This is a genomic window from Novosphingobium sp. 550D (genome assembly GCF_057401885.1).
The window spans coordinates 3,665,885-3,684,329 of record NZ_CM171613.1 but is presented as its reverse complement, the minus strand read 5'-3'; the positions used below and the strand labels follow the sequence as shown (position 1 = coordinate 3,684,329).

General features: G+C 61.8%; 14 protein-coding genes. 6 read left to right on the top strand and 8 right to left on the bottom strand.

The window, feature by feature from the left end:
* Positions 1-6: 6 nt before the first annotated feature.
* Both AC2S2E_RS17500 and AC2S2E_RS17495 read right to left on the bottom strand, forming a co-directional pair.
* Positions 7-2,184, bottom strand: a complete 2,178-nt coding sequence (locus AC2S2E_RS17500; RefSeq protein WP_486523229.1) for a PQQ-dependent dehydrogenase, methanol/ethanol family — start codon at positions 2,182-2,184, stop codon at positions 7-9.
* A complete protein-coding gene (locus tag AC2S2E_RS17495) occupies positions 2,181-3,062 on the bottom strand; it encodes a DUF8021 domain-containing protein (protein ID WP_476105167.1) in 882 nt (293 codons plus the stop codon). Before AC2S2E_RS17495 ends, AC2S2E_RS17500 begins: the two co-directional genes overlap by 4 nt.
* A gap of 155 nt (positions 3,063-3,217) precedes the next feature.
* Here AC2S2E_RS17495 and AC2S2E_RS17490 point away from each other — a divergent pair, with 155 nt between their 5' ends.
* The 3 genes from AC2S2E_RS17490 to AC2S2E_RS17480 are packed head-to-tail and all read left to right on the top strand — an operon-like array spanning position 3,218 to position 4,846.
* Positions 3,218-3,607 (top strand): nuclear transport factor 2 family protein, encoded by a 390-nt coding sequence (locus AC2S2E_RS17490; RefSeq protein ID WP_476105166.1) that lies wholly within the window; start codon positions 3,218-3,220, stop codon positions 3,605-3,607.
* Between the two features lie 16 nt (positions 3,608-3,623).
* Positions 3,624-4,079 (top strand): nuclear transport factor 2 family protein, encoded by a 456-nt coding sequence (locus AC2S2E_RS17485; RefSeq protein ID WP_486523228.1) that lies wholly within the window; start codon positions 3,624-3,626, stop codon positions 4,077-4,079.
* An 11-nt stretch (positions 4,080-4,090) separates the two neighbouring features.
* The gene (locus tag AC2S2E_RS17480; protein WP_486523227.1) at positions 4,091-4,846 is read left to right on the top strand and encodes an SDR family NAD(P)-dependent oxidoreductase; all 756 of its coding nucleotides are present in this window, start codon (positions 4,091-4,093) and stop codon (positions 4,844-4,846) included.
* Positions 4,847-4,914: 68 nt separating this feature from the next.
* Here AC2S2E_RS17480 and AC2S2E_RS17475 read toward each other — a convergent pair whose 3' ends face one another.
* Genes AC2S2E_RS17475 through nov2 form a run of 3 tightly spaced genes read right to left on the bottom strand, consistent with a single transcriptional unit; the run spans position 4,915 to position 8,876 of the window.
* Positions 4,915-6,405 (bottom strand): aldehyde dehydrogenase, encoded by a 1,491-nt coding sequence (locus AC2S2E_RS17475; protein WP_486523226.1) that lies wholly within the window; start codon positions 6,403-6,405, stop codon positions 4,915-4,917.
* The gene (locus tag AC2S2E_RS17470) at positions 6,402-7,358 is read right to left on the bottom strand and encodes an SDR family oxidoreductase (RefSeq protein ID WP_486523225.1); all 957 of its coding nucleotides are present in this window, start codon (positions 7,356-7,358) and stop codon (positions 6,402-6,404) included. The genes AC2S2E_RS17475 and AC2S2E_RS17470 overlap by 4 nt, the downstream gene beginning before the upstream one ends.
* A 3-nt stretch (positions 7,359-7,361) precedes the next feature.
* Entirely contained in the window at positions 7,362-8,876 is a 1,515-nt protein-coding gene (nov2, locus tag AC2S2E_RS17465; RefSeq protein WP_486523224.1) for a lignostilbene-alpha,beta-dioxygenase NOV2, read from the bottom strand.
* 196 nt (positions 8,877-9,072) lie between these two features.
* On the opposite strand from nov2, the gene AC2S2E_RS17460 reads away from it, so the two are divergent.
* On the top strand, positions 9,073-9,960 hold the full coding sequence (locus AC2S2E_RS17460; protein ID WP_486523223.1) for a dienelactone hydrolase family protein: 888 nt from the start codon (positions 9,073-9,075) through the stop codon (positions 9,958-9,960).
* A 40-nt stretch (positions 9,961-10,000) separates the two neighbouring features.
* Here the strand turns inward: AC2S2E_RS17460 and AC2S2E_RS17455 are convergent, their stop codons facing one another.
* Both AC2S2E_RS17455 and AC2S2E_RS17450 read right to left on the bottom strand, forming a co-directional pair.
* Positions 10,001-11,224 carry a serine hydrolase domain-containing protein gene (locus tag AC2S2E_RS17455; RefSeq protein ID WP_486523222.1) on the bottom strand — a complete coding sequence of 408 codons (1,224 nt, stop codon included), beginning with the start codon at positions 11,222-11,224 and terminating at the stop codon, positions 10,001-10,003.
* A 68-nt stretch (positions 11,225-11,292) separates the two neighbouring features.
* The gene (locus tag AC2S2E_RS17450; protein ID WP_486523221.1) at positions 11,293-13,812 is read right to left on the bottom strand and encodes a TonB-dependent receptor; all 2,520 of its coding nucleotides are present in this window, start codon (positions 13,810-13,812) and stop codon (positions 11,293-11,295) included.
* 219 nt (positions 13,813-14,031) lie between these two features.
* On the opposite strand from AC2S2E_RS17450, the gene msrB reads away from it, so the two are divergent.
* Both msrB and AC2S2E_RS17440 read left to right on the top strand, forming a co-directional pair.
* Positions 14,032-14,433 carry a peptide-methionine (R)-S-oxide reductase MsrB gene (msrB, locus tag AC2S2E_RS17445; protein ID WP_476105155.1) on the top strand — a complete coding sequence of 134 codons (402 nt, stop codon included), beginning with the start codon at positions 14,032-14,034 and terminating at the stop codon, positions 14,431-14,433.
* A 190-nt stretch (positions 14,434-14,623) separates the two neighbouring features.
* Positions 14,624-16,675, top strand: coding sequence for a transglycosylase domain-containing protein (locus AC2S2E_RS17440; RefSeq protein ID WP_486523220.1), 2,052 nt, complete (start codon positions 14,624-14,626; stop codon positions 16,673-16,675).
* A gap of 207 nt (positions 16,676-16,882) precedes the next feature.
* Here AC2S2E_RS17440 and AC2S2E_RS17435 read toward each other — a convergent pair whose 3' ends face one another.
* Positions 16,883-18,412, bottom strand: coding sequence for a Do family serine endopeptidase (locus AC2S2E_RS17435; protein ID WP_476105153.1), 1,530 nt, complete (start codon positions 18,410-18,412; stop codon positions 16,883-16,885).
* Positions 18,413-18,445: the final 33 nt, after the last annotated feature.

Genomic DNA, 18,445 nt, shown 5'->3' with positions numbered 1-18,445 from the left:
CGGCCTCTAATAATTGGAAAGAATAGTCAGCGCAGGCCCGTCGAGCGGCTTCTTCGCCTTCACTTTGGCCAGTTCCTCAACGCGGGTCTTGGCTTGCAGGTCGATCAGATAGGCGTGGATCGCATCGGCGTCCGCGGGCGTCAGGATGTCATTCCAGCGCGGCATCCCGCCCGGCACCAGCAAGCCGTCGAGCAGGATCTGGCGGAACATCTCATGCGTTCCGGGCTGCATCCGGCGCAGGTCTGGCGTGATCGAGCGGTGGCGGTTGGCGTGGCAAATCGCGCAATTGGCGAAGAACAGGCCTTGCCCCCGCGCAATGGTTTCGCCCGTCACCCCCGGTGCCTGTGCGGGTGGTTCGGGCGCCACGGTCAGCGCGGGCAGGCGGGGCGGGGGCGTCAGGCGCGCTTTGCCCTCCAGTTTGAACACCAGCAATCGGTTGGCATTCACCCGATTATACGCGGCGGCAAAACGCGGCACGAAGGGAAAGCCCCCGCCGCCCCAACCGGCCGCCACGGCGATATATTGGGTTTTGCCGATCGTATAGGTCATGGGCGCGGCAAGGATGCTGGTGCCGGTGTCGATGGTTTTGACGATGCGGCCATTGGCGGCGTCACGGACAACCAATTGCCCCGCCACATTGCCATGCACCATCACGCCGCCCGCCGTGACCAGCGCGCCGCTGCGATCCTGCCAGCTTTGCATATCGGCGGCCCACACGGTTTTTCCCGTCAATGGATCAAGCGCGCGCATCTGCGCCTTGCCGGGGTTCTTCACCGCTTCGGCAAAGGCGGGCAGCGCCTTGACCTGCGCGGCCAGAGGCGGGGGCAGGGTATCCACCGCCTCCCCCACATCGGTGGTGAAGATCAGCGCGGCGTCATTGTTCAATCCGCGCGCCTTTAACGGCTTTTGCCCCGGCGTCATGAAGATCAGATTGCCGATGTCCAGCACCGCACCATAATACAGGCCCGTCTTGGGGCTGTAGGCCGCGCCATGCCAGTTGCGTGCGCCGGGCGTGCCGGGAAACACGATCTTTGGCCCGGTGGTATAGTCCGAGCTTTCCGGCGTCAGATTGGGCCGCCCGGTTTTCATGTCCACCCCGCTGGCCCAATTGACCCGTGCGATAGGGTTGGCGCGCAGCAATTTCCCGTCGCGCCGGTCGAGGACATACATGAACCCGTTCTTTGGCGCATGCAGCACCACCGGTCGATCCAAGCCGTCCAGCGTCACATGGGTCAGCACCATCGGCTGGGTGCTGGTGAAATCCCAGTTGTCGCCCGGCGTTTCCTGATAATGCCACTTCATCGCCCCGGTTTTCGGGTCCAGCGCGACTACCGAGCCGATATAGAGATTGTCGCCTCCCGATGGACTGCGTTTCGATGTGGCGTAGGGCCCGCCATTGCCGGTGCCGATCAGCACCAGCCCGGTTTCGGGATCGTAATTGATCGCATCCCATGGCGCCCCGCCGCCGCCAATGTCCCAGCGGCTTTTCGGGTCCCATGTTTTCAGCGCGGCGTCGAGTTCTGGCCGATCCTGCGGCCCCAGCGCCGGATCGCGCGGCACCACATGCCAACGCCAGCGGATTGCGCCGGTTTTCAGGTCCAGCGCCGTGACATAGCCGCGCACGTCATATTCCGCGCCCGCCATGCCGATGATGACCACATCGCCCGCGATTTCCGGCGCGCCGGTGGAATTGTCGCCCTTGGCGCGGTTTTCGATAAAATCGGTCTTCCACACCACCTTGCCGGTCTTGGCATCCAGCGCATACATCCAGCCGTCGAGCGCAGCGATGAACACCTTGCCATCGGCCACGGCTAGGCCCCGGTTGACCATGTCGCAACAGGCGGTGCGGTTAAGCTGCATGTCCACCTGCGGTTCGAACGCCCAGAGCAGGCGGCCTGTCGCCGCATCATGGGCATAGGCCCGGCCCGCCACGCCAGCGGTATAAAGGACGCCGCCCACCATCACCGGCGTCGCCTCCATGCCGCGCGTGGTGCCCAGTTCCGCCATCCACGCAAGACCGAGGCGCGGAGCATTGGCAGGGGTGATTTGGGACAGGCGGCTGTAATGCGTCTTGCCCGCATCGCCGCCGGGGTTGGTCCATTGCGCGCCTGCGCCCTCTGGCTGCCCGGCGGTCAGTTGGGTGGCCAGAGCCGCCAGTGCCAGCGCGGAAATCAGCCGTCTCATCGGGGCAATTCCTGCTGCGGGCGTTCATTGGGCCACGGACTGGGCATGCGATAGGGGACGGTGATGAAATTGGCCTCGATCTGGCAAATCATGCCGTGGTCGATTTTGAAGAGTTCGGAAATATAGAAGGAATGCGGGCGGCGCACCGGGCTGTTGACCCAGCGTCCATCGGTCAATTGATAGCGGTCCAGCTTGCCCGAATGGTCGATGAAACCAAAGGCCAGCACGAGGCCGCGTTCTTCATCCACCAAGGGGAAGCGGCGGGCGCGCAATTCATCGTCATAGCGATAATTGCCCATACGAAATTGCTCTTCGCACCCCAGCGCCGAGACGGGGACGATTTTGGCAAAGTCCGGGTTGCGGGTGGTCTGGACGCCATTTTCCACTCGGTTGCATTCGGGGTGAAACCGCGTGTGGATCGTGCCGTCGTTCAATTGCAGCGTGTCGAAATAGCCGTTGGACAGGCGCACCATTTCGGCCCGGTCCACCGGGGCTTCGACGCCCGATTCAAGAATGGGTTTGACCCAGTATTGCGGGTTTTCGAATTTGATGCCCGAATCGCTTTGCCGCACGATGCACATTTCGCATTCGGTAATCTGGCCCGCCGCGTTGACGGCCAAACGCAGAGTGAAGCCAGATTCCTCGACCGCCTCGATGATCGTGCCGAAATAGCCGACCTGTCCGGTGCGCGTGTCGGCAAAGCGCAGTTGATATTCGCCAATGCCCAGCAGCGTGTTCCAAACCCCGTCACCGGGCGTCAGCATCACGTTGTTTTCGGAAAATTGTGCGTCGGGCGCCCAATCAACAGCGCCCGCATCGCGCGCCGCCAAAGCCGCCAGAAACCTGTCGAGCACGCCATAAAGCGCGGTCCGATCCATAACCTCTCCCCAATTGTATGGCGTCAGGGGAATGAGGGGTGTGGTCCCTGTCGCCGGTTGCATCCTGTCTGGCATATGCTATCAATTGTTACAATAGCCATTGCGCGGGATCACCGCTTCATCGCGCAAAAACAACAGGCAGGGGAGAGACAATCATGGCGCGCACCGCGCAGGAAGAGGCCAATCTGCGCCTCGTGACAGAGATGTATCACAAGGTTTTGATCGCGATGGATTCGTCCGCCGTCGACCAATATATTGCGCCCGATTATGTGCAGCATTCCTCGCTGGCCGAACCGGGGGTGGCGGCGTTAAAGGCCTTCCTTGACCATGTCCGGGCCGAAAGCCCCGACGCGCGCCAGACCATTCACAGGTCGATGGTCGATGGCGATATGGTGGCCATGCATGTCCATGTCGAACGCTTTCCCGGCGATCCCGGTTTGGCGGTCGTGGATATCTTTCGCGTGCGCGATGGCATGATTGCCGAACACTGGGATGTGTTGCAGGACGTGCCCGCAAATCCGGTCAATCCGCTGCCCATGTTTTGATTAAAGGAGAGGTTCCATGCTGCGCTTTTCATTGGCCGCCTTGATGTTGCTCTCTGCTGCGCCCGCGATGGCGGCGCCTGCCGCGGGGGGCGCTTGCAAATTGACGCCGAAACAGGTCGTCACCAAATTCATGGATGAATTCTATATCAAGGGTGAGGTGCGCCATGCCTTTGAAACCTGGGTCGATCCCGGTTATATTCAGCACAATCCCTATGCCGCCACCGGGCGCGATGCGGCGATTGCTTTCCTTGAACCCTTTATGAAGGCCAACCCCGGCCATAAGGCAGAAATCAAGCGCATTCTGGCCGATGGCAATATGGTGATGGTCCACACGCACAGCCGGATGAAGCCCGAAGAGCGCGGATCGGCGGTCGTCGATATTTTCCGCGTAAAAGGTTGCAAGGTCATGGAACATTGGGACGTTTTGCAAGTTGTGCCAGAAACATCGGCCAACCAGAACACGATGTTTTAAGGGGCCGATCCATGGTTTCGATTACCGGAGAGTTTGTTGACCGCTGCGTGGTCGTGCTGGGCGGGACGGCGGGCATTGGCCTTGCCGCCGCGCGCCGATTTCGTGAAGAAGGCGCCAAGGTTGCGGTAACCGGCCGTAACACGGATGCCTTGCGCGAAATTGCCGAGGATCTGGACGCCCTGTCCATCCGCAGCGACATTGCCGACCCGCAGCAAAGCGCGGGTGCCATGGCCGAGATCGAGGAGGCGCTGGGCGGAATCGACGTGTTATTCGTCAATGCGGGCGTGGGCGGTTTCGCCCCCGTCGATCAGGTGACCGAGGAGTTCTGGGACCAGATCCATGACGTGAACCTGCGCGGTGCCTTTTTCGCGATTCAGCGCGCGTTGCCGCTGATGCGCGATGGGGGCAACATTGTCATCACCGGATCGATCGGATCGCTGGCCGCGGTGCCGGGCAATGTTGCCTATGCTGCAGCAAAAGCCGGCTTGCGGGCGATGGCGCGCATTCTGGCCAAGGAATTGCTGCCCCGCCGCATCCGGGTCAATATGGTCAGCCCCGGCCCGACCGACACCGAAATTTTCAAGCGCGACGCCACGCCCGAAACTATCGCCGAAATGAAGGCAATGATGGCCGCAGTGGTGCCAATTGGTCGCATGGGAACCTCGCAAGAGCTGGCCGAGGCTGTGTTGTTTCTTGCCAGCGCGCGCGCATCGTTTATCAATGGCGTCGACCTATTCGTCGATGGCGGCTGTATAGAGCTGCGTTGACCCGACATCACGAGCTGTGAGAGGGGAAGGGGGCGTCGCCGTAATCTGGCCGGCGCCCCCTTTCGGGCCTATAGTGTTGACGGCATCCCATCGAGCAGGATGGTCTTGAGTTCGGTATAGCCCAACAAGCCCTCGATCCCGCCTTCGCGGCCAAGGCCCGATTGCTTGAACCCGCCAAAGGGCAGGCCGAAGTCCATCCGCAGCCCGTTTTGCCCCACCGCCCCGGTGCGCACGGCCCGTGCAATGCGATAGGCCGCATCGACATCCTGGGTCAGCACCGAACCATTCAGGCCGAAATGGCTATCATTGGCGATGCGGATGGCGTCGGCCTCATCCTCATAGGAGATCAGCGCGAGGACCGGGCCAAAGATCTCCTCCTGCGCAATGCGGCTGGCATTATCGACATGGGCGAACAGGGTCGGTTCGATGAAATAGCCCTTGGGCAAATGCGCCGGACGCGCGCCGCCATGCATCAGCGTCGCCGTCTTTTTGCCCTCCTCGATATAGCTCTCGATCCGCTCCAATTGGCGCTTCATCGACACCGGGCCAAGCTGGGTGGTGGGATCATCGCTATGACCGATTTTGACCTGGGCCATCTCGGCGGCAATCGCGGCGGCCAGTTCATCGTGACGCGTACGGCTCACCAACACGCGGCTGAGCATCGCGCAAACCTGCCCGCTCATCATACAGATGGTGCCGGAAAAGATCTTGGCGGCGATTTCGATGGGGAAGTCATCCAGCACGATCGCCGCCGATTTTCCGCCCAATTCCAGCGTGCATCGCGCGATCCGCTCGCCGCAGACCTGCGCAATGCGTTTGCCCGCGACGGTTGATCCGGTAAAGCTGACCTTGTCCACGCCCGGATTGCAGACCAGATGGTCCGAGGCCTCGCGGTGGCCCGTGACCAGATTGACCACGCCCGCCGGTACGCCCGCCTCATGCGCCGCCTCGGCAATGATATAGGCCTCAAGCGGGGTTTCGGGGCTAGGCTTCATGATGACGCAGCAGCCGGCGGCGAGCGCATAGGCCACCTTGTTCAGCATGATGCCATAAGGCCCGTTCCATGGCGCAATCGCGGCCACTACGCCCACCGGCTCATAGGCCACCATGCCCACCGCCGCGCCAACAGTCGGGCGGGTTTCCACCCAATCGAACCCTTCGGCCATGGCGATGATGCCGTCAAAGGTGGCGTTCGATCCGGCCTGCATGATGCCCGAAAAACTGGCAAGGCCGCCCATCTGCATTGACCATGCCCGCGCCGTTTCGCCCACGCGCGCATGCAGGATGGCCGACATTTTCTTCATCACCGCCAGCCTTTCGGCAGGCTGCATCCGGGGCCATGGGCCATGGTCAAAGGCATGGCGCGCGGCGGCCACGGCGGCGTCCATATCGGCCTCGTCGGCCTCGGCCACGGCGGAGACGACCTCCCCGGTGTCGGGGCTGATCTGTTCGATCATGCGGCCGGAATGGGCGGCCACCCATGCGCCGCCGATGAACAGCCGGTCGGGATGCGCAATATGGGGTTCAACCGGGGTTATCTGGGGGAAGGGGGCGTTCATTTCGCATGTTCCATTGGTTGGGCTGCGGCGCGCAGCATATCGGCATGCGCTTCGATCAGGCTGCGCACGCTGCGCGGCGGGCGACCGGTCAGTTTTTCCACATCGTCGCTGCGGATCGCGAGGAAGCCTTCGCGGATGGCGGCGCCGAATGTCACCATGTCGTCGCTGTTCCACGGGATGCCATTGACGCTGCTGTCATCGACCGGGCGGCGCGGGATGCCCATAGCGTCGAATATCGCATATTGCGCCTCGTCCGAGACGGTCGTGTAGGTCAGCGGAACGCCGGTGATCTGTGACAGGATCGCCGTCACTTCAGCAAATGTCTGCAAGTCCGGGCCGGTGATGTTATAGATCCGGCCCGCGTGGGGCCCCGATCCGGCGGCAATGTCGCGCAGCACCGCCACCGCGCTTTCGATGCAATCGTCGCGCCAAACCATGGCCTCGCGCCCGTCGCCCGCGTTTGATATCCATTGGCCGCTGCTCATCACGCCCGGCCCGGCCATCACGATCATCGCGTCGGCATAATGCGCGTCGCGCAGCATGGTCCAGTCCATGCCACTGGCGCGGATCAGGCGTTCGGTTTCAATGTGGTCATGGCGCACCTCGGCGGGGTTGGCCGGATCGTCGATGCCGATAAAGCTGGTGTAGAGGATATGGCGCACCCCCTGAGCGGCGGCGGCATCGATGGCGGCCTTGTGCTGGGCCACGCGGGCGCCGACCCGCGTGCCGGAAATCAGCAGCATCGTCTCGGCCCCCGCAACTGCATCACCCAGCGTTTCGGGCCGGTCGAAATCGCCATAGCGGATGGTGCAGCCCTGCGTTTCTCGCTCCGCCAATTTGGCGGGGGTGCGCGATATCAGCACCAGCCGATCCCCCAGGCCCGCCGCGATCAGCCGATCGGTGACGCCGCGACCATATTGGCCGCTGGCGCCGGTTATCACGATCTTACCCATGGCTTACTCCGCTCCGTCCAGCGCCGATTGCGGCACCCACCAGCCATGCACCTGCGGACGCAGGCGGGCGGGGATGGCAACCTTGGCCACCGGGCCTCGATGCAGCGCGCCTGCGTCAATCACCCATGCGGCATGTTCAAATTCATTCTCGCCGGTCTGATGATCGACGATGGTGATGAGATAGCCCAGATGATCGGGATCATGGGACGGCACATGGACCGGCTCATTATAGCTCCACCCCACGGGCAGGGGCAGGGCGTCAACCACCTGTCCCGGACCTTGCGCGAAATCCAGCCGCAGCAGCGCGTTGAACATTGCGCCCACCGGACCACCGGCCAACGGCGGCCCCTTCATCTCCGGGTCCATGGACAGCATCCAGCCATAGGGATTGGGGCGCCCCTGAAACCGCGCCGGGATGACCGGAAAATCGCCGGGAGGGCCAACGACGCTTTCGTTCACATCGCTGGCATCGCCCTTGGGATCGACGCTCCAGCGGGTCAGCGCGCCCTGCACCTCCCACGGGGCCATATGGATGCCCGAAGCCTCGCGAATGAAGGGGAAGGCGTTGGTGTTCGACAGGCATTGGTCGAAATGGATCACGCCGTCTGTGTCTTCAAAGGCGTTCATGAAGTGATAGGCCGAAACGCCCTTTGGCCCTTTGAACCAGCGCATTTCCGAGACATCGCCATAACGCGGCATCACGCCCAGCCAGCTGTCGGTTTCCATCTCATGCACCCAATGATCGCCGCCGGCCTTCAGCCGTTCGAGCGAGCAGGTGGTGGGATAGATCGGAAAGAGCGCGTAATTTTCGGTGATCGCGAAATCATGCATCATCGCGCAATAGGGCGCGTCGAACCATTGCTCGCGCGTGAGGTTGCCGTCTTTGTCAACGATCAGATAGGCAACCTTGGTGCTGGCCTCACCATCGGCCTCATAGCCATATAGGAACATCTCGCCCGTCTGGGCATCGATGCGGACGTGGGCGGTGACGGTCCGCGATTTCAGCTTTCCGCCAAAATCATATGACCCTCGCGTTTCCAGCGTGATCGGGTCCATTTGATACGGACGCCCATCTTCCTTGGTCATCAGCAAACGCCCGGCGTGCCAGACCGGCGTGGTGTTGGCCACGGTGCGATCGACGCCCGCCATATCGGCATCATCGGTGAACGGGTTGCGGTAACGGCCAAAACGGGCATGGCCCGCTTCATTCTCGGCGTTCCAGCGGGCGGTGCGGACATAGCGGATCGCGTAATCCACGGTGCCGTCGTGATTAAAGGATACGCGGCTGATCATGCCATCGCCCGACAGGACGTTGTCATCCTCGAACTTGGGCGCGAAATGGGGGTCGGGGACGGCGCGATAAAAGCTGCCGCGCACCTCGGCGGGCAATGTGCCTTCGACGGCAAGGCCGGTGAAGGATACTTCCTGTCCAACGGGCTGGTTCAGGCCGGTAAAATGCGCGGTTTCGGGAAATTTCTGTGCGGTTTGCGGGGCATCCGCCCCTGCGATAGTTGCCATGATCCTCACCTTTTTATCGTAACTTTTGTTAGCATCTTATGCGGTTTGGCGAAGCTTGCAATCCTCTTTTTCCGGCGCGGGTCGCAAATTGTATCGGCCTGTGCGGCGCGGTTGAATTATTGTCATTTCTGGGCCAGCTTGGGCCGGTAAAAAGGGGCGGGCAAAGTGTGCCTGTCGATATCAGGAGAGCATTCCCATGTGCGACGAACTGACCATCGCCGATGATGATGCCAATGCCGCCGCCAATGCTATTGAACGCGGTCTTTCGCGCCGCCAGTTTGCCGCGATGAGCGCGGCAGGCGCCGCTGCCGCCATGGCCGGGGCCGAGCAGGCGATCGCCGCAGGCGCGGCGTTGAAGGAAAACGCGGTCACCATCACTACCCCCGATGGCCAATGCGACGCCTTCTTTGTCCACCCCGCCAAGGGCAAGCACCCCGGCATTATCGTATGGCCCGACATTGCCGGTTCGCGCGACGCGTACAAGGTGATGGCGCGTCGTTTGGCATCGGACGGCTATGCGGTGCTGCTGGTCAATCATTATTACCGCACGGCCAAGGCGCCGTTGCTATCGGGGCTTGCCGAATGGCGCACGCCTGCGGGTGGTGAAAAGCTCAAGCCTGCGATTGCGGCCATCACCGTTCCTGGCATCATCAGCGATTCCAAGGCGTTTGTCGCGTGGCTGGACAAACAGGCGCCGGTCGATACCAAGCGCAAGATCGGTTCGGCGGGTTACTGCATGACGGGCAGCTATACCGTGCGCAGCGCGGCGGCCAATCCCGACCGCGTCACCGCCTGTGCCAGTTTCCATGGCGGTGGTTTGGTGACCGAGGCGGCCGACAGCCCGCACAAGTTGATCGCGGCGACCAAGGCGTCATTTCTCTTTGCCATCGGCAAGAATGACGACGCGCGCAGCCCCGGTGACAAGGATGCACTCAAGGCTGCCGCCGCTGCTGCCGGTCGCCCGGCGGAGGTCGAGGTCTATAATGCGGATCATGGCTGGTGTACGCTGGACGCGCCATCCTATGACAAGGGCGAGGCGGATCGTGCCTATGCCCGCCAGCTGGCGCTGTTCGCCAAGCTGTAATGCGTTCCGGGGGAGGTGGAATGCCTCCCCCATTCGCGTGTCACCGGCTGGTGATCGCTTTGAAATAGGCCAGCGTTTCGGGCATGACATTGGCCGGTTCGGGCTGAGGATAATGGCTCAGCTTGACGATGACCGTCCGGGTCTTGGGGTGGACATAGATAAACTGTCCCGCCAGCCCCAGCGCGGTATAGGCGCCCGGTTCATCATCCAGTTGCCAGAATTGAAAGCCATAGCCGCGCCGCCCTTTCGATGATGGCATGTCGAAAGGCACCATCGTGGTGGCCTGTTTCATCCAGCCTTTGGGCAGGACTTGTTTGCCGTTCCAAACCCCGCCATCCAGCATCAATTGCCCCAACCGGGCATAGTCGCGCAGGCGGGCATTATAGCCCATGCCCGACAATTCGCGCCCCACACCGGGCGGCCCGTCGGCAATCCACAATCCATCGGCCTCCATTCCGGCCGGACCCCACAGATTGGCGGCGGTGAATTGGGCGAGCGGCTGTTTTGTGGCCCGCTCGACAATCCAGCCCAGAACGGCGGTGTCCAGCGTGGCATAGTTGAAGCGACTGCCCGGATCTGCGGCGCGGGTGATGGTTTTGGCGCTGTCGGCAAAGCGTTCCTTGTTCGCGACGATGGCGTTCATATGGATCCGCGCGGCAAGGCTGGGCGTTGCGCCGAAATCATAGCGTTCCTGATAGGCGACGCCCGAACGCATTTGCAGGATATGGCGGATCGACACATCGCCATAAGCGCCGCTTTTCAGTTCCGGCACATATTGGCCCGCCGTATCATCCAGCGAATGGATAAATCCGCGATCCAGCGCCAGCCCGACCAGCAGGCTGGTGATCGATTTGGCCATCGAGAAGGAGATGAAGCGGTCGGTCGGCTGGCTGTTGTTGCGATAGTCTTCGAAGATGATCTTGCCGTCGCGCATCACCAGCATGGCGTTGGTATAGGTGCGGCGGGCAAATTCATCATAGCTGCGCGTTTTGCCATCATATTGATAGGTCGGGGGCGTCATGGCCGGCCCCTTGGGCAAGGCGCGCACGGGGCCGGAGCGGGCAACCTTTCGCGTTTCAAACATCTCGGCCGAATGGCGGAAGTTGAACGCGTTGATATCGCCGTCCAGCCAATGCTGGCGCATCAGGATGACCGGATCGGGTGGTACGTCTGCGCTCTGGGCGGCATTTTGCGCGGTGGCGCCCGGCGTGACAGCAGCAAGCATCAGCGCCATCAAAGGCAGCGCCGTTAAACCTAGGAGCATCCCGTATTCTCCTATATAGGCAAAAAAGGGCGGAGCCATCAAATCAGGCCCCGCCCGGATTTCAAAGATCAGAAATCCTTTTTCAGCGTCACCGCCCATGTGCGCGGCAGGCCGGGCGCGCCCGACACGGTGCCGATTGGCACGTAATTCGCGGTCATCGAGGTGAAGTAGTATTTGTTGAAGATGTTGCGCACCTCGACGCTGGCGGTCCAGCCGTCGGCGGCGCTCTTCCACGTAATGCGGCCATTGCCCAGGAAATAGCCGTTGATGCGGTTGGTGGCGACCTGTGTGGCCAAGGCGCCGCCGCCGCCCGTCGGGGTGGTGGTGGAAACCACGGCGCTGTCGACATTGGTGGGGTCGACATAGATGTGCGACTGATAATTGCCATCCATGCGCAGCGAGAGCGTGCCCTTCATGACATCGGGAATGTCATATTGCACCCCCGCGTTCCACTTCCACTTGGGCGTGTAGGGCGGGACAAAGCTGGCCTTAACCCCGGTGCTGGCGGTGTCGGCGGTGGTATATTTGAAATCGAGATAGGAAAGCGACGCATCAAACGTCAGCCCGGCCGTCGGGCGGATCATCGTTTCGATTTCAAAGCCCTTTACATGGGCCGAGCCGACATTCTTGGGTTGCAGGCAAGGCGTGGCCGGAAAGCCGAGGCTGTTGGGGCAATTGAGCGTGGTCAGGATGATGTTCTTGTAATCATTATAAAAGGCCGAAACGTTGAAACGCAGCCTGCGGTCGAACAGGTCGGATTTGAAGCCCGCTTCATAGGCTACGATGGTTTCGGGCTGAAACGACTGGGCCTGATTGATATAGTACGGACGCGGGTTGACGCCGCCCGCGCGGTATCCGGTCGACACCTGCGCATAGGCCATCAATTGCGGGCTGAAGCGATAGTCGCCCGCGATACGCCAGTCGGTGCGCTGCTTTTCAAAATGGGCGTTGAGGCCGTTCAGAGCGGCGATGGCGCAGTTGGGCGGCTGGCCCACGACAAAGGGATAGCCGGTGCAGGGCAGGATCGTCGACCCATCGGGATTATGCCGCGAATAGGTGTAATCCTTGGTGTCCCAACTGGCGCGTACGCCGCCCGTGATGGTCAGCGCATCGGTTACCTTGCCCGAAACGTTGGCAAAGACCGCCTTGTTGGTGGCGGGCGTCGTGTCGGGGCCATGCAGGAAGTCGATGCCCGCATAGTTGAGGTCGATGCGGCCGGTATAGGTGCCCTTGGCATGGAAGTAGAACCCGCCCACCGTGTAATCCAGACGGTTGTTGAAAGCCTTGCCGGAGAGGCGAATTTCTTCGCTCCATTGGGTGTTGGTCTGCGCCTGTTGCAGCATGGAGGGTTGCAGCGGAGCGCCTTCGGCAAAGGCCCACGAGGAATCGTAATGGCGATAGGCCGTGATGGATTTCAGCGCCAGATTGTCGGCGATCGTCCAGTCGATGGTCCCGGCAAAACCGTAATTGTCGAGATTGGAATGTGGGTTCAGCGATAACGGCTTATAGGGCATCTGGCTGTCAGAGGCGGCATTGTCGAGATAGGTCGCATAGGAAATGAAGCGACCATCATAACCGGCAGGCGTCGCGTCACAGCTGTTCACGCCCGACGTGACAAAGGCGCAGTTGAGCGGGATCGAAGCCCCATTGGTGCCGCGCAGCCAGGGGCGGGCGGGGCTTTTCGAAACGGGCGAACCGGCAAATTGCCCGATGGCATTGCCATAGATCAGCACGGTGGCGCCCGGTTCGTCACGCTGGCGGGTATAGTCGCCCGAAACATTGACCTCGACATTGCTTGTCGGCATCCAGCGCAAAGCGACCTTGCCTGCGGTAAAGCTGGTGCCGCCCAGCGTGCCCAGCTTGGCATTGTCGCCGGTGGCCAGCGTGGGCACATTCGATCCGGGGTGAGTCTTGGCGTAATCCAGCCGGGTGACATAGCCGTCGCGGTTCTTGGTTGCGCCCGACACGCGCAGGAACAGGTTTTCGGCCAGCTTCAGGTCAAAGAAGGCGCGCATGTCGATGCGGTTGAACGCGCCATAGGTGCCCTCGACCATGCCCTTGCCATTGCCCTGCGGCTTGACCGAATAAAGCTTGATCGAACCGCCCAGCGAGTTGCGGCCCGACAAAGTCCCCTGCGGCCCGCGCAACACTTCGACGCGGTCAAGGTCCATCAGGTCGAGCAACGAACCGGTCAGGGTGGGCAGATAGACATCGTCAATATACATGCCCACGCCCGGTTCGAGCGCAAAGTTAGGGTCGGTCTGGCCTACGCCGCGGATAAAGGCGATGATGCCCGGCCCCAAATAGGCGTTTTGCGGGGTCAGCGTGACATTGGGCGTTTGGGCTGCCACTTCGGCCACATTCGTTTGCCCGCGCGCGGCCAGCGAGGCCCCGGTCATGGCCGTGATGGCCAGCGGCGTGTCCTGCAACTTCTGGCTGCGGAACTGGGCCGTGACGACGATTTCGCCGGTGGTGACTTCTTTTTTGGCCGGTGTTTGCGGCGTTGCGGTTTGCGCTTGGGCGGTGGTGGCGGTCGCGATCATCGCAACACAGGCGCCAGACAGGTAAAACCCCCGAATACCAATCATGATGCATCCTCTCTATAGTGCGCGGGCCGTTCATGCAGCTTGCGTCACGACTCTTCATATCATGGCTGTGAAAAATTCAGAAATGCGATTGCTATGGGCGATGCCATTTTTGCCAATACCGCGACATTCTTGCCGCAGTTCAACCTTGCCCGCACCGGACTTGCGCCTTGAACGCGCCCGCCCGTTACCCATATGGGTTGACGTCAAAGGAGAAAGCTGATGGTCGACCCCGAAATCCCCCAAACCGAGGCTGAATGGCGTCAGCGCCTGACCCCGATGCAATATCATGTTCTGCGCGAAGGCGGCACGGAACGCGCCTTTACCGGCGAATATGAAGGGAACAAGGCGGCGGGCGATTACCTTTGCGCCGGTTGCGGTGCGCCGCTTTTCTCGTCCGGCACGAAATACAATTCCGGCTCTGGCTGGCCCAGCTTTTATGCGCCCGAAGCGCCAGAGGCGATTATCGAACACCGCGATATGTCGCATGGCATGGTCCGTACCGAGGTGCGCTGTTCGCGCTGTGACGGGCATTTGGGCCATGTGTTTCCCGACGGGCCACAGCCGACGGGCCTGCGCTATTGCATCAACAGCGCCAGTCTGGATTTCGAACCCAAGGATTGAGTCAAAAAGCTGGCCCTGACCCTTCGGCGTGATTTTAGCACCGGGGCCAGCAATTTCAGGTTAACCCAAGGCGCTCTATCGCCTATGCGGAATTGATTAGAGGCGCGTGGATCCGTTTCGCGCGCCTGTCGTTTGCATATGATGGTGTCGCGCCGGACAATCCGTGCGCGCAGCAGGGGTTGGCGTTTCAATGGCAAGGCAGAATAGGCGCGGTTCGGGCGATTCCGACAACGGGTCGGGCGGACGATCAGGCGTGAAAGGCTTGTTCAAAAAATTCTTCATCTGGATGGGGGCGCTTGGCCTTCTGGCGCTGACCTTTGCCTTTGCCGCGGTGTGGATCGAGGCTCAGCAATTGCCCGATTTCGACACGATGAAGACCAGCCAGAACGGCCAGACCATCCTTGTGCGCGCCCGCGACGGCAGCGAATTGTTCGCCATGGGGCCCAGCTATGGCAAATGGCTGTCCTATCAGGAAATTCCGTCGTCGATGAAGGCGGCGATCATCGCCACCGAGGACCGCCGTTTCCGCGACCATATCGGCATCGACCCGATTGGCGTGCTGCGCAGCTTTTATGTCCGCGCGCAAAAGGGCAAATGGCGGCAGGGCGGCTCGACCCTGACCCAGCAGCTTGCCCGCACGATCTTCCTCAACAATGACCGTACGTGGAGCCGCAAGGCCCGCGAGGCGCTGATCGCGCTGGCGCTGGAGTTCAAGTTTTCCAAGGATGAGATCCTCGAACTCTATTTGAACAAGGTCTATTTCGGCGGCGGCGCCTATGGCGTTGACGCGGCGGCGCGCAAATTCTTCGGCCATGAAGGGCGCCAGCTCAGCCTTGGCGAATCCGCGATCATTGCGGGTCTGGTCAAGGCGCCCAGCCATTATTCCCCCACCGCCGACCAGCAGGCCGCCATCGACCGCGCCAAGGTCGTGCTGGAGGTCATGGTCGATGCAGGCGCCATTACGCCTTCGCAGGCCGAAAGTGTTGATTTGCAGGCGGTGAAGATGTCCGCCGAAGCATCGCAAAGCGCGGTGCGCTATTTCACCGACTGGGCGCTGCCCCAGCTTGACGTGCTGTTGCCTGAAACGCGCGACCCCAACAATCACGATAATCTGGAGGTCTGGACCACGCTTGATCCCAACCTTCAGAATGCCGCCGCCTCGGCCATCAAGGGTTATACGCCCAAGGACGCGCAGGGCGCCTTGGTCAGCATGGATCGCGACGGCGCGGTTCTGGCCATGGTGGGCGGTCTGGATTACGTGACCAGCAATTATAACCGCGCGACCAATGCCCTGCGTCAGCCCGGTTCGGCATGGAAGCTGTTCGTCTATATGGCCGCGTTGGAGGCCGGGGTTAAGCCCGATGATCCGGTGGTTGACCAGCCGGTGACCATCGATGGATGGAGCCCGCGCAATTCGGGCGGCACCTATGCCGGCCAGATCGACGTACGCACCGCCTTTGCCTATTCCAAGAACACCGTGGCCGCGCAATTGGGGCAACAGGTGACGTTTGATGCCGTGGCCGCCATGGCGCGCCGCTTTGGCATCACCACCCCGATTTCCACCAACCCTTCGATGGTGTTGGGCAGCAATGATGTGCGCGTGATCGATATGGTGCGCGCCTTTGCCGCCGTGTCGGCGCGCGGCACCTCGGTCGAACCCTATGGCATTGTCAAGGTCGTCGCCAGCGATGGTCGCGTCCTTTACGAACATGCCCAGACGCAAGGCCAGACGCTGGTCGCGCCCTTTGTATCGGCGGGGATCACCGATCTGCTGCAAACCGCCGTCAACATCGGCACTGGCCGCGCGGCCCAGATCGGCCGCCCCGTCGCAGGCAAGACCGGCACGACCAGCAGCAACAAGGATGGCTGGTTCCTGGGCTTTTCCAGCGGCGTGACCACGGGCGTATGGATGGGCCGCGATGATGCCAAGGCGGTTCCGGGCCTTCAGGGCGGCACGGCGCCTGCGCGTGCCTTTGCACAATTCATGAAGGCGGCCGTGGCCAAGCGCCCCATCGAACCGTTTGAAACCGAACTGACGCTGCCTGATTGGCAACTTGAACCTGACGATATGGCAAATCTGAGCGGGCCGGACGCCTATGTCCCCACCGATGACAGTTCGGCGCCGGACAACAACCCCACCGACAACCAGCCCGGCCCGGCGGCCAATCCCGATTTTCTGGATAGTGCAACAGGGCGGCAGGGGGGTAATGTTCGGCGGCCCCAGCCCAGCGTGGGATATTGATAAGGGGGTAGGTGCGAGGGTCTAGACCCTCGCGCCGCAGGCTTTCATTATTTCAACCACGCCACCTTGGCCAATCCACCACCCCCATCGGGATTGTTAAGGGCGCCCGCCCTTAACCCGCCGGAGGCAAAAACCCCACACAATCCAAAACAAAACCCCCGCCAGCCTGACGCTGACGGGGGCCTGTTCATGCCATGGTCGCGGTGATTAACGCAGGCGGATGCCCACATAGATCGGCGGCTGACCGGGGCGCATCCATTGCACGCCGACGGCAGTGCGACCCGCGGTTTGCGCGGCGCGGATGCCATTTTCAAATTCGCCCACGGTGTTGACCGCGGTGTTGTTGATCGAGAGCAGCACGTCGCCCCGCTCCAGCCCCTTGGAACCAGCATCCGAGGAGGCATCAACCCCCGCGACAACCACGCCCTTGGTGTTTTCCGGCAGGCCCAGCTGGCGCGAGATTTGCGGTGTGAGCGTCAGCAGCGAGAGGCCGAGCGACTTTTCAGCAAGGCCGGTTCCCTTGGTGGGGGCCTTTTCGAAATCATCGCCGGTCTTCTTGCGGTCAAAGGTTTGCTGGGCCAGTTCCTCGTCGGTGGGGCGCTTGGACACCACGACGTTGAGCGTCAGGCGCTGGCCGCCGCGCAGCACTTCGAGCGGGATCTTGTTGCCGGGCTTGACGTTCGAGACCAGGAACGAGAGCGTCTGGTCGCGGGTCACATCCTTGCCATCGACCTTGAGCACCACGTCGCCAGCCTTCACGCCGCCCAGATCGGCACCCTTGCCGGGTTCAACCGCCTGGATCAATTCGCCGCGATTGTGGGGCAGGCCCATCGAGTCGGCATAATCGGTGGTCACCGGCTGGATGCGCACGCCCAGATAGCCGCGCTCGATCGTTTGACCCTTGATCAGCTGATCGACGATGGGGGCGGCGGTTTCGGCAGGGATAGCAAAGCCGATGCCCACGCTGCCGCCCGAAGGCGAGAAGATCGCACGGTTGATGCCGATCACCTGACCCTTCATGTCGAACATCGGGCCGCCCGAGTTGCCCTGATTGATCGCCGCGTCGGTTTGCAGATAGCGGTCATAGGCGCCGCCCTGACCCGTGTTGCGATAGACCGCCGAGATGATGCCCGCCGTCACCGTGCCGCCAAGGCCGAAGGGGTTGCCGATGGCCACCACCCAATCGCCCACGCGCGATGCGCGGCTGTCGCCAAACTTCACGAAGGGCAGGGGCTTGCCAGCGGTGATTTTCAGCACCGCAAGGTCGGAAGCCGCATCCTTGCCGATCAGCTTGGCGGGATATTCGCTGCCATCGGGCAGGGTGACGGTGATCGATTCGACCACGCCTTGTCCCTCGGGCGTCACCACATGGTTGTTGGTGACGAGGTAACCGTCGGCCGAAACGATGAAGCCCGAACCCAGCGATTGGGCTTCGCGGGTCTGGGGCTGGCCCTGACCTTCGCCGCCGCCAAAAAAGCCTTCGAACGGGGTGCCGGCAAACGGATTGGCGCCGCCCGCCACGCGCACCTTTTGGCGGGTCGAGATATTGACCACGGCAGGCTGCAACTGGCTGGTAAGATCGGCGAAACTCGACGGCGCGCCCACGCGGGGCGTGATGGCCTGAAGTTTCTGCGCATCATTTTGCGCCACTTGCGCCCCGGCGGGAAGTCCGGTGAGGAGCGAGAGGGTCGCACCCCCAAGAAGCAGCGCACTGGTCACTCCATAAGCGTATCGCACTGGGCATAGTCCTTGTTGTTTCGCCCGTCCCGG

Bases quoted from the DNA above. Each gene is read 5' to 3' on its own strand.
- msrB (WP_476105155.1), top strand. From the start codon at position 14,032: ATGGTCGACCCCGAAATCCCCCAAACCGAGGCTGAATGGCGTCAGCGC.
- nov2 (WP_486523224.1), bottom strand. From the start codon at position 8,876: ATGGCAACTATCGCAGGGGCGGATGCCCCGCAAACCGCACAGAAATTT.
- AC2S2E_RS17495 (WP_476105167.1), bottom strand. From the start codon at position 3,062: ATGGATCGGACCGCGCTTTATGGCGTGCTCGACAGGTTTCTGGCGGCT.
- AC2S2E_RS17485 (WP_486523228.1), top strand. From the start codon at position 3,624: ATGCTGCGCTTTTCATTGGCCGCCTTGATGTTGCTCTCTGCTGCGCCC.
- AC2S2E_RS17500 (WP_486523229.1), bottom strand. From the start codon at position 2,184: ATGAGACGGCTGATTTCCGCGCTGGCACTGGCGGCTCTGGCCACCCAA.
- AC2S2E_RS17475 (WP_486523226.1), bottom strand. From the start codon at position 6,405: ATGAACGCCCCCTTCCCCCAGATAACCCCGGTTGAACCCCATATTGCG.
- AC2S2E_RS17470 (WP_486523225.1), bottom strand. From the start codon at position 7,358: ATGGGTAAGATCGTGATAACCGGCGCCAGCGGCCAATATGGTCGCGGC.
- AC2S2E_RS17455 (WP_486523222.1), bottom strand. From the start codon at position 11,224: ATGCTCCTAGGTTTAACGGCGCTGCCTTTGATGGCGCTGATGCTTGCT.
- AC2S2E_RS17480 (WP_486523227.1), top strand. From the start codon at position 4,091: ATGGTTTCGATTACCGGAGAGTTTGTTGACCGCTGCGTGGTCGTGCTG.
- AC2S2E_RS17460 (WP_486523223.1), top strand. From the start codon at position 9,073: ATGTGCGACGAACTGACCATCGCCGATGATGATGCCAATGCCGCCGCC.
- AC2S2E_RS17440 (WP_486523220.1), top strand. From the start codon at position 14,624: ATGGCAAGGCAGAATAGGCGCGGTTCGGGCGATTCCGACAACGGGTCG.
- AC2S2E_RS17490 (WP_476105166.1), top strand. From the start codon at position 3,218: ATGGCGCGCACCGCGCAGGAAGAGGCCAATCTGCGCCTCGTGACAGAG.
- AC2S2E_RS17450 (WP_486523221.1), bottom strand. From the start codon at position 13,812: ATGATTGGTATTCGGGGGTTTTACCTGTCTGGCGCCTGTGTTGCGATG.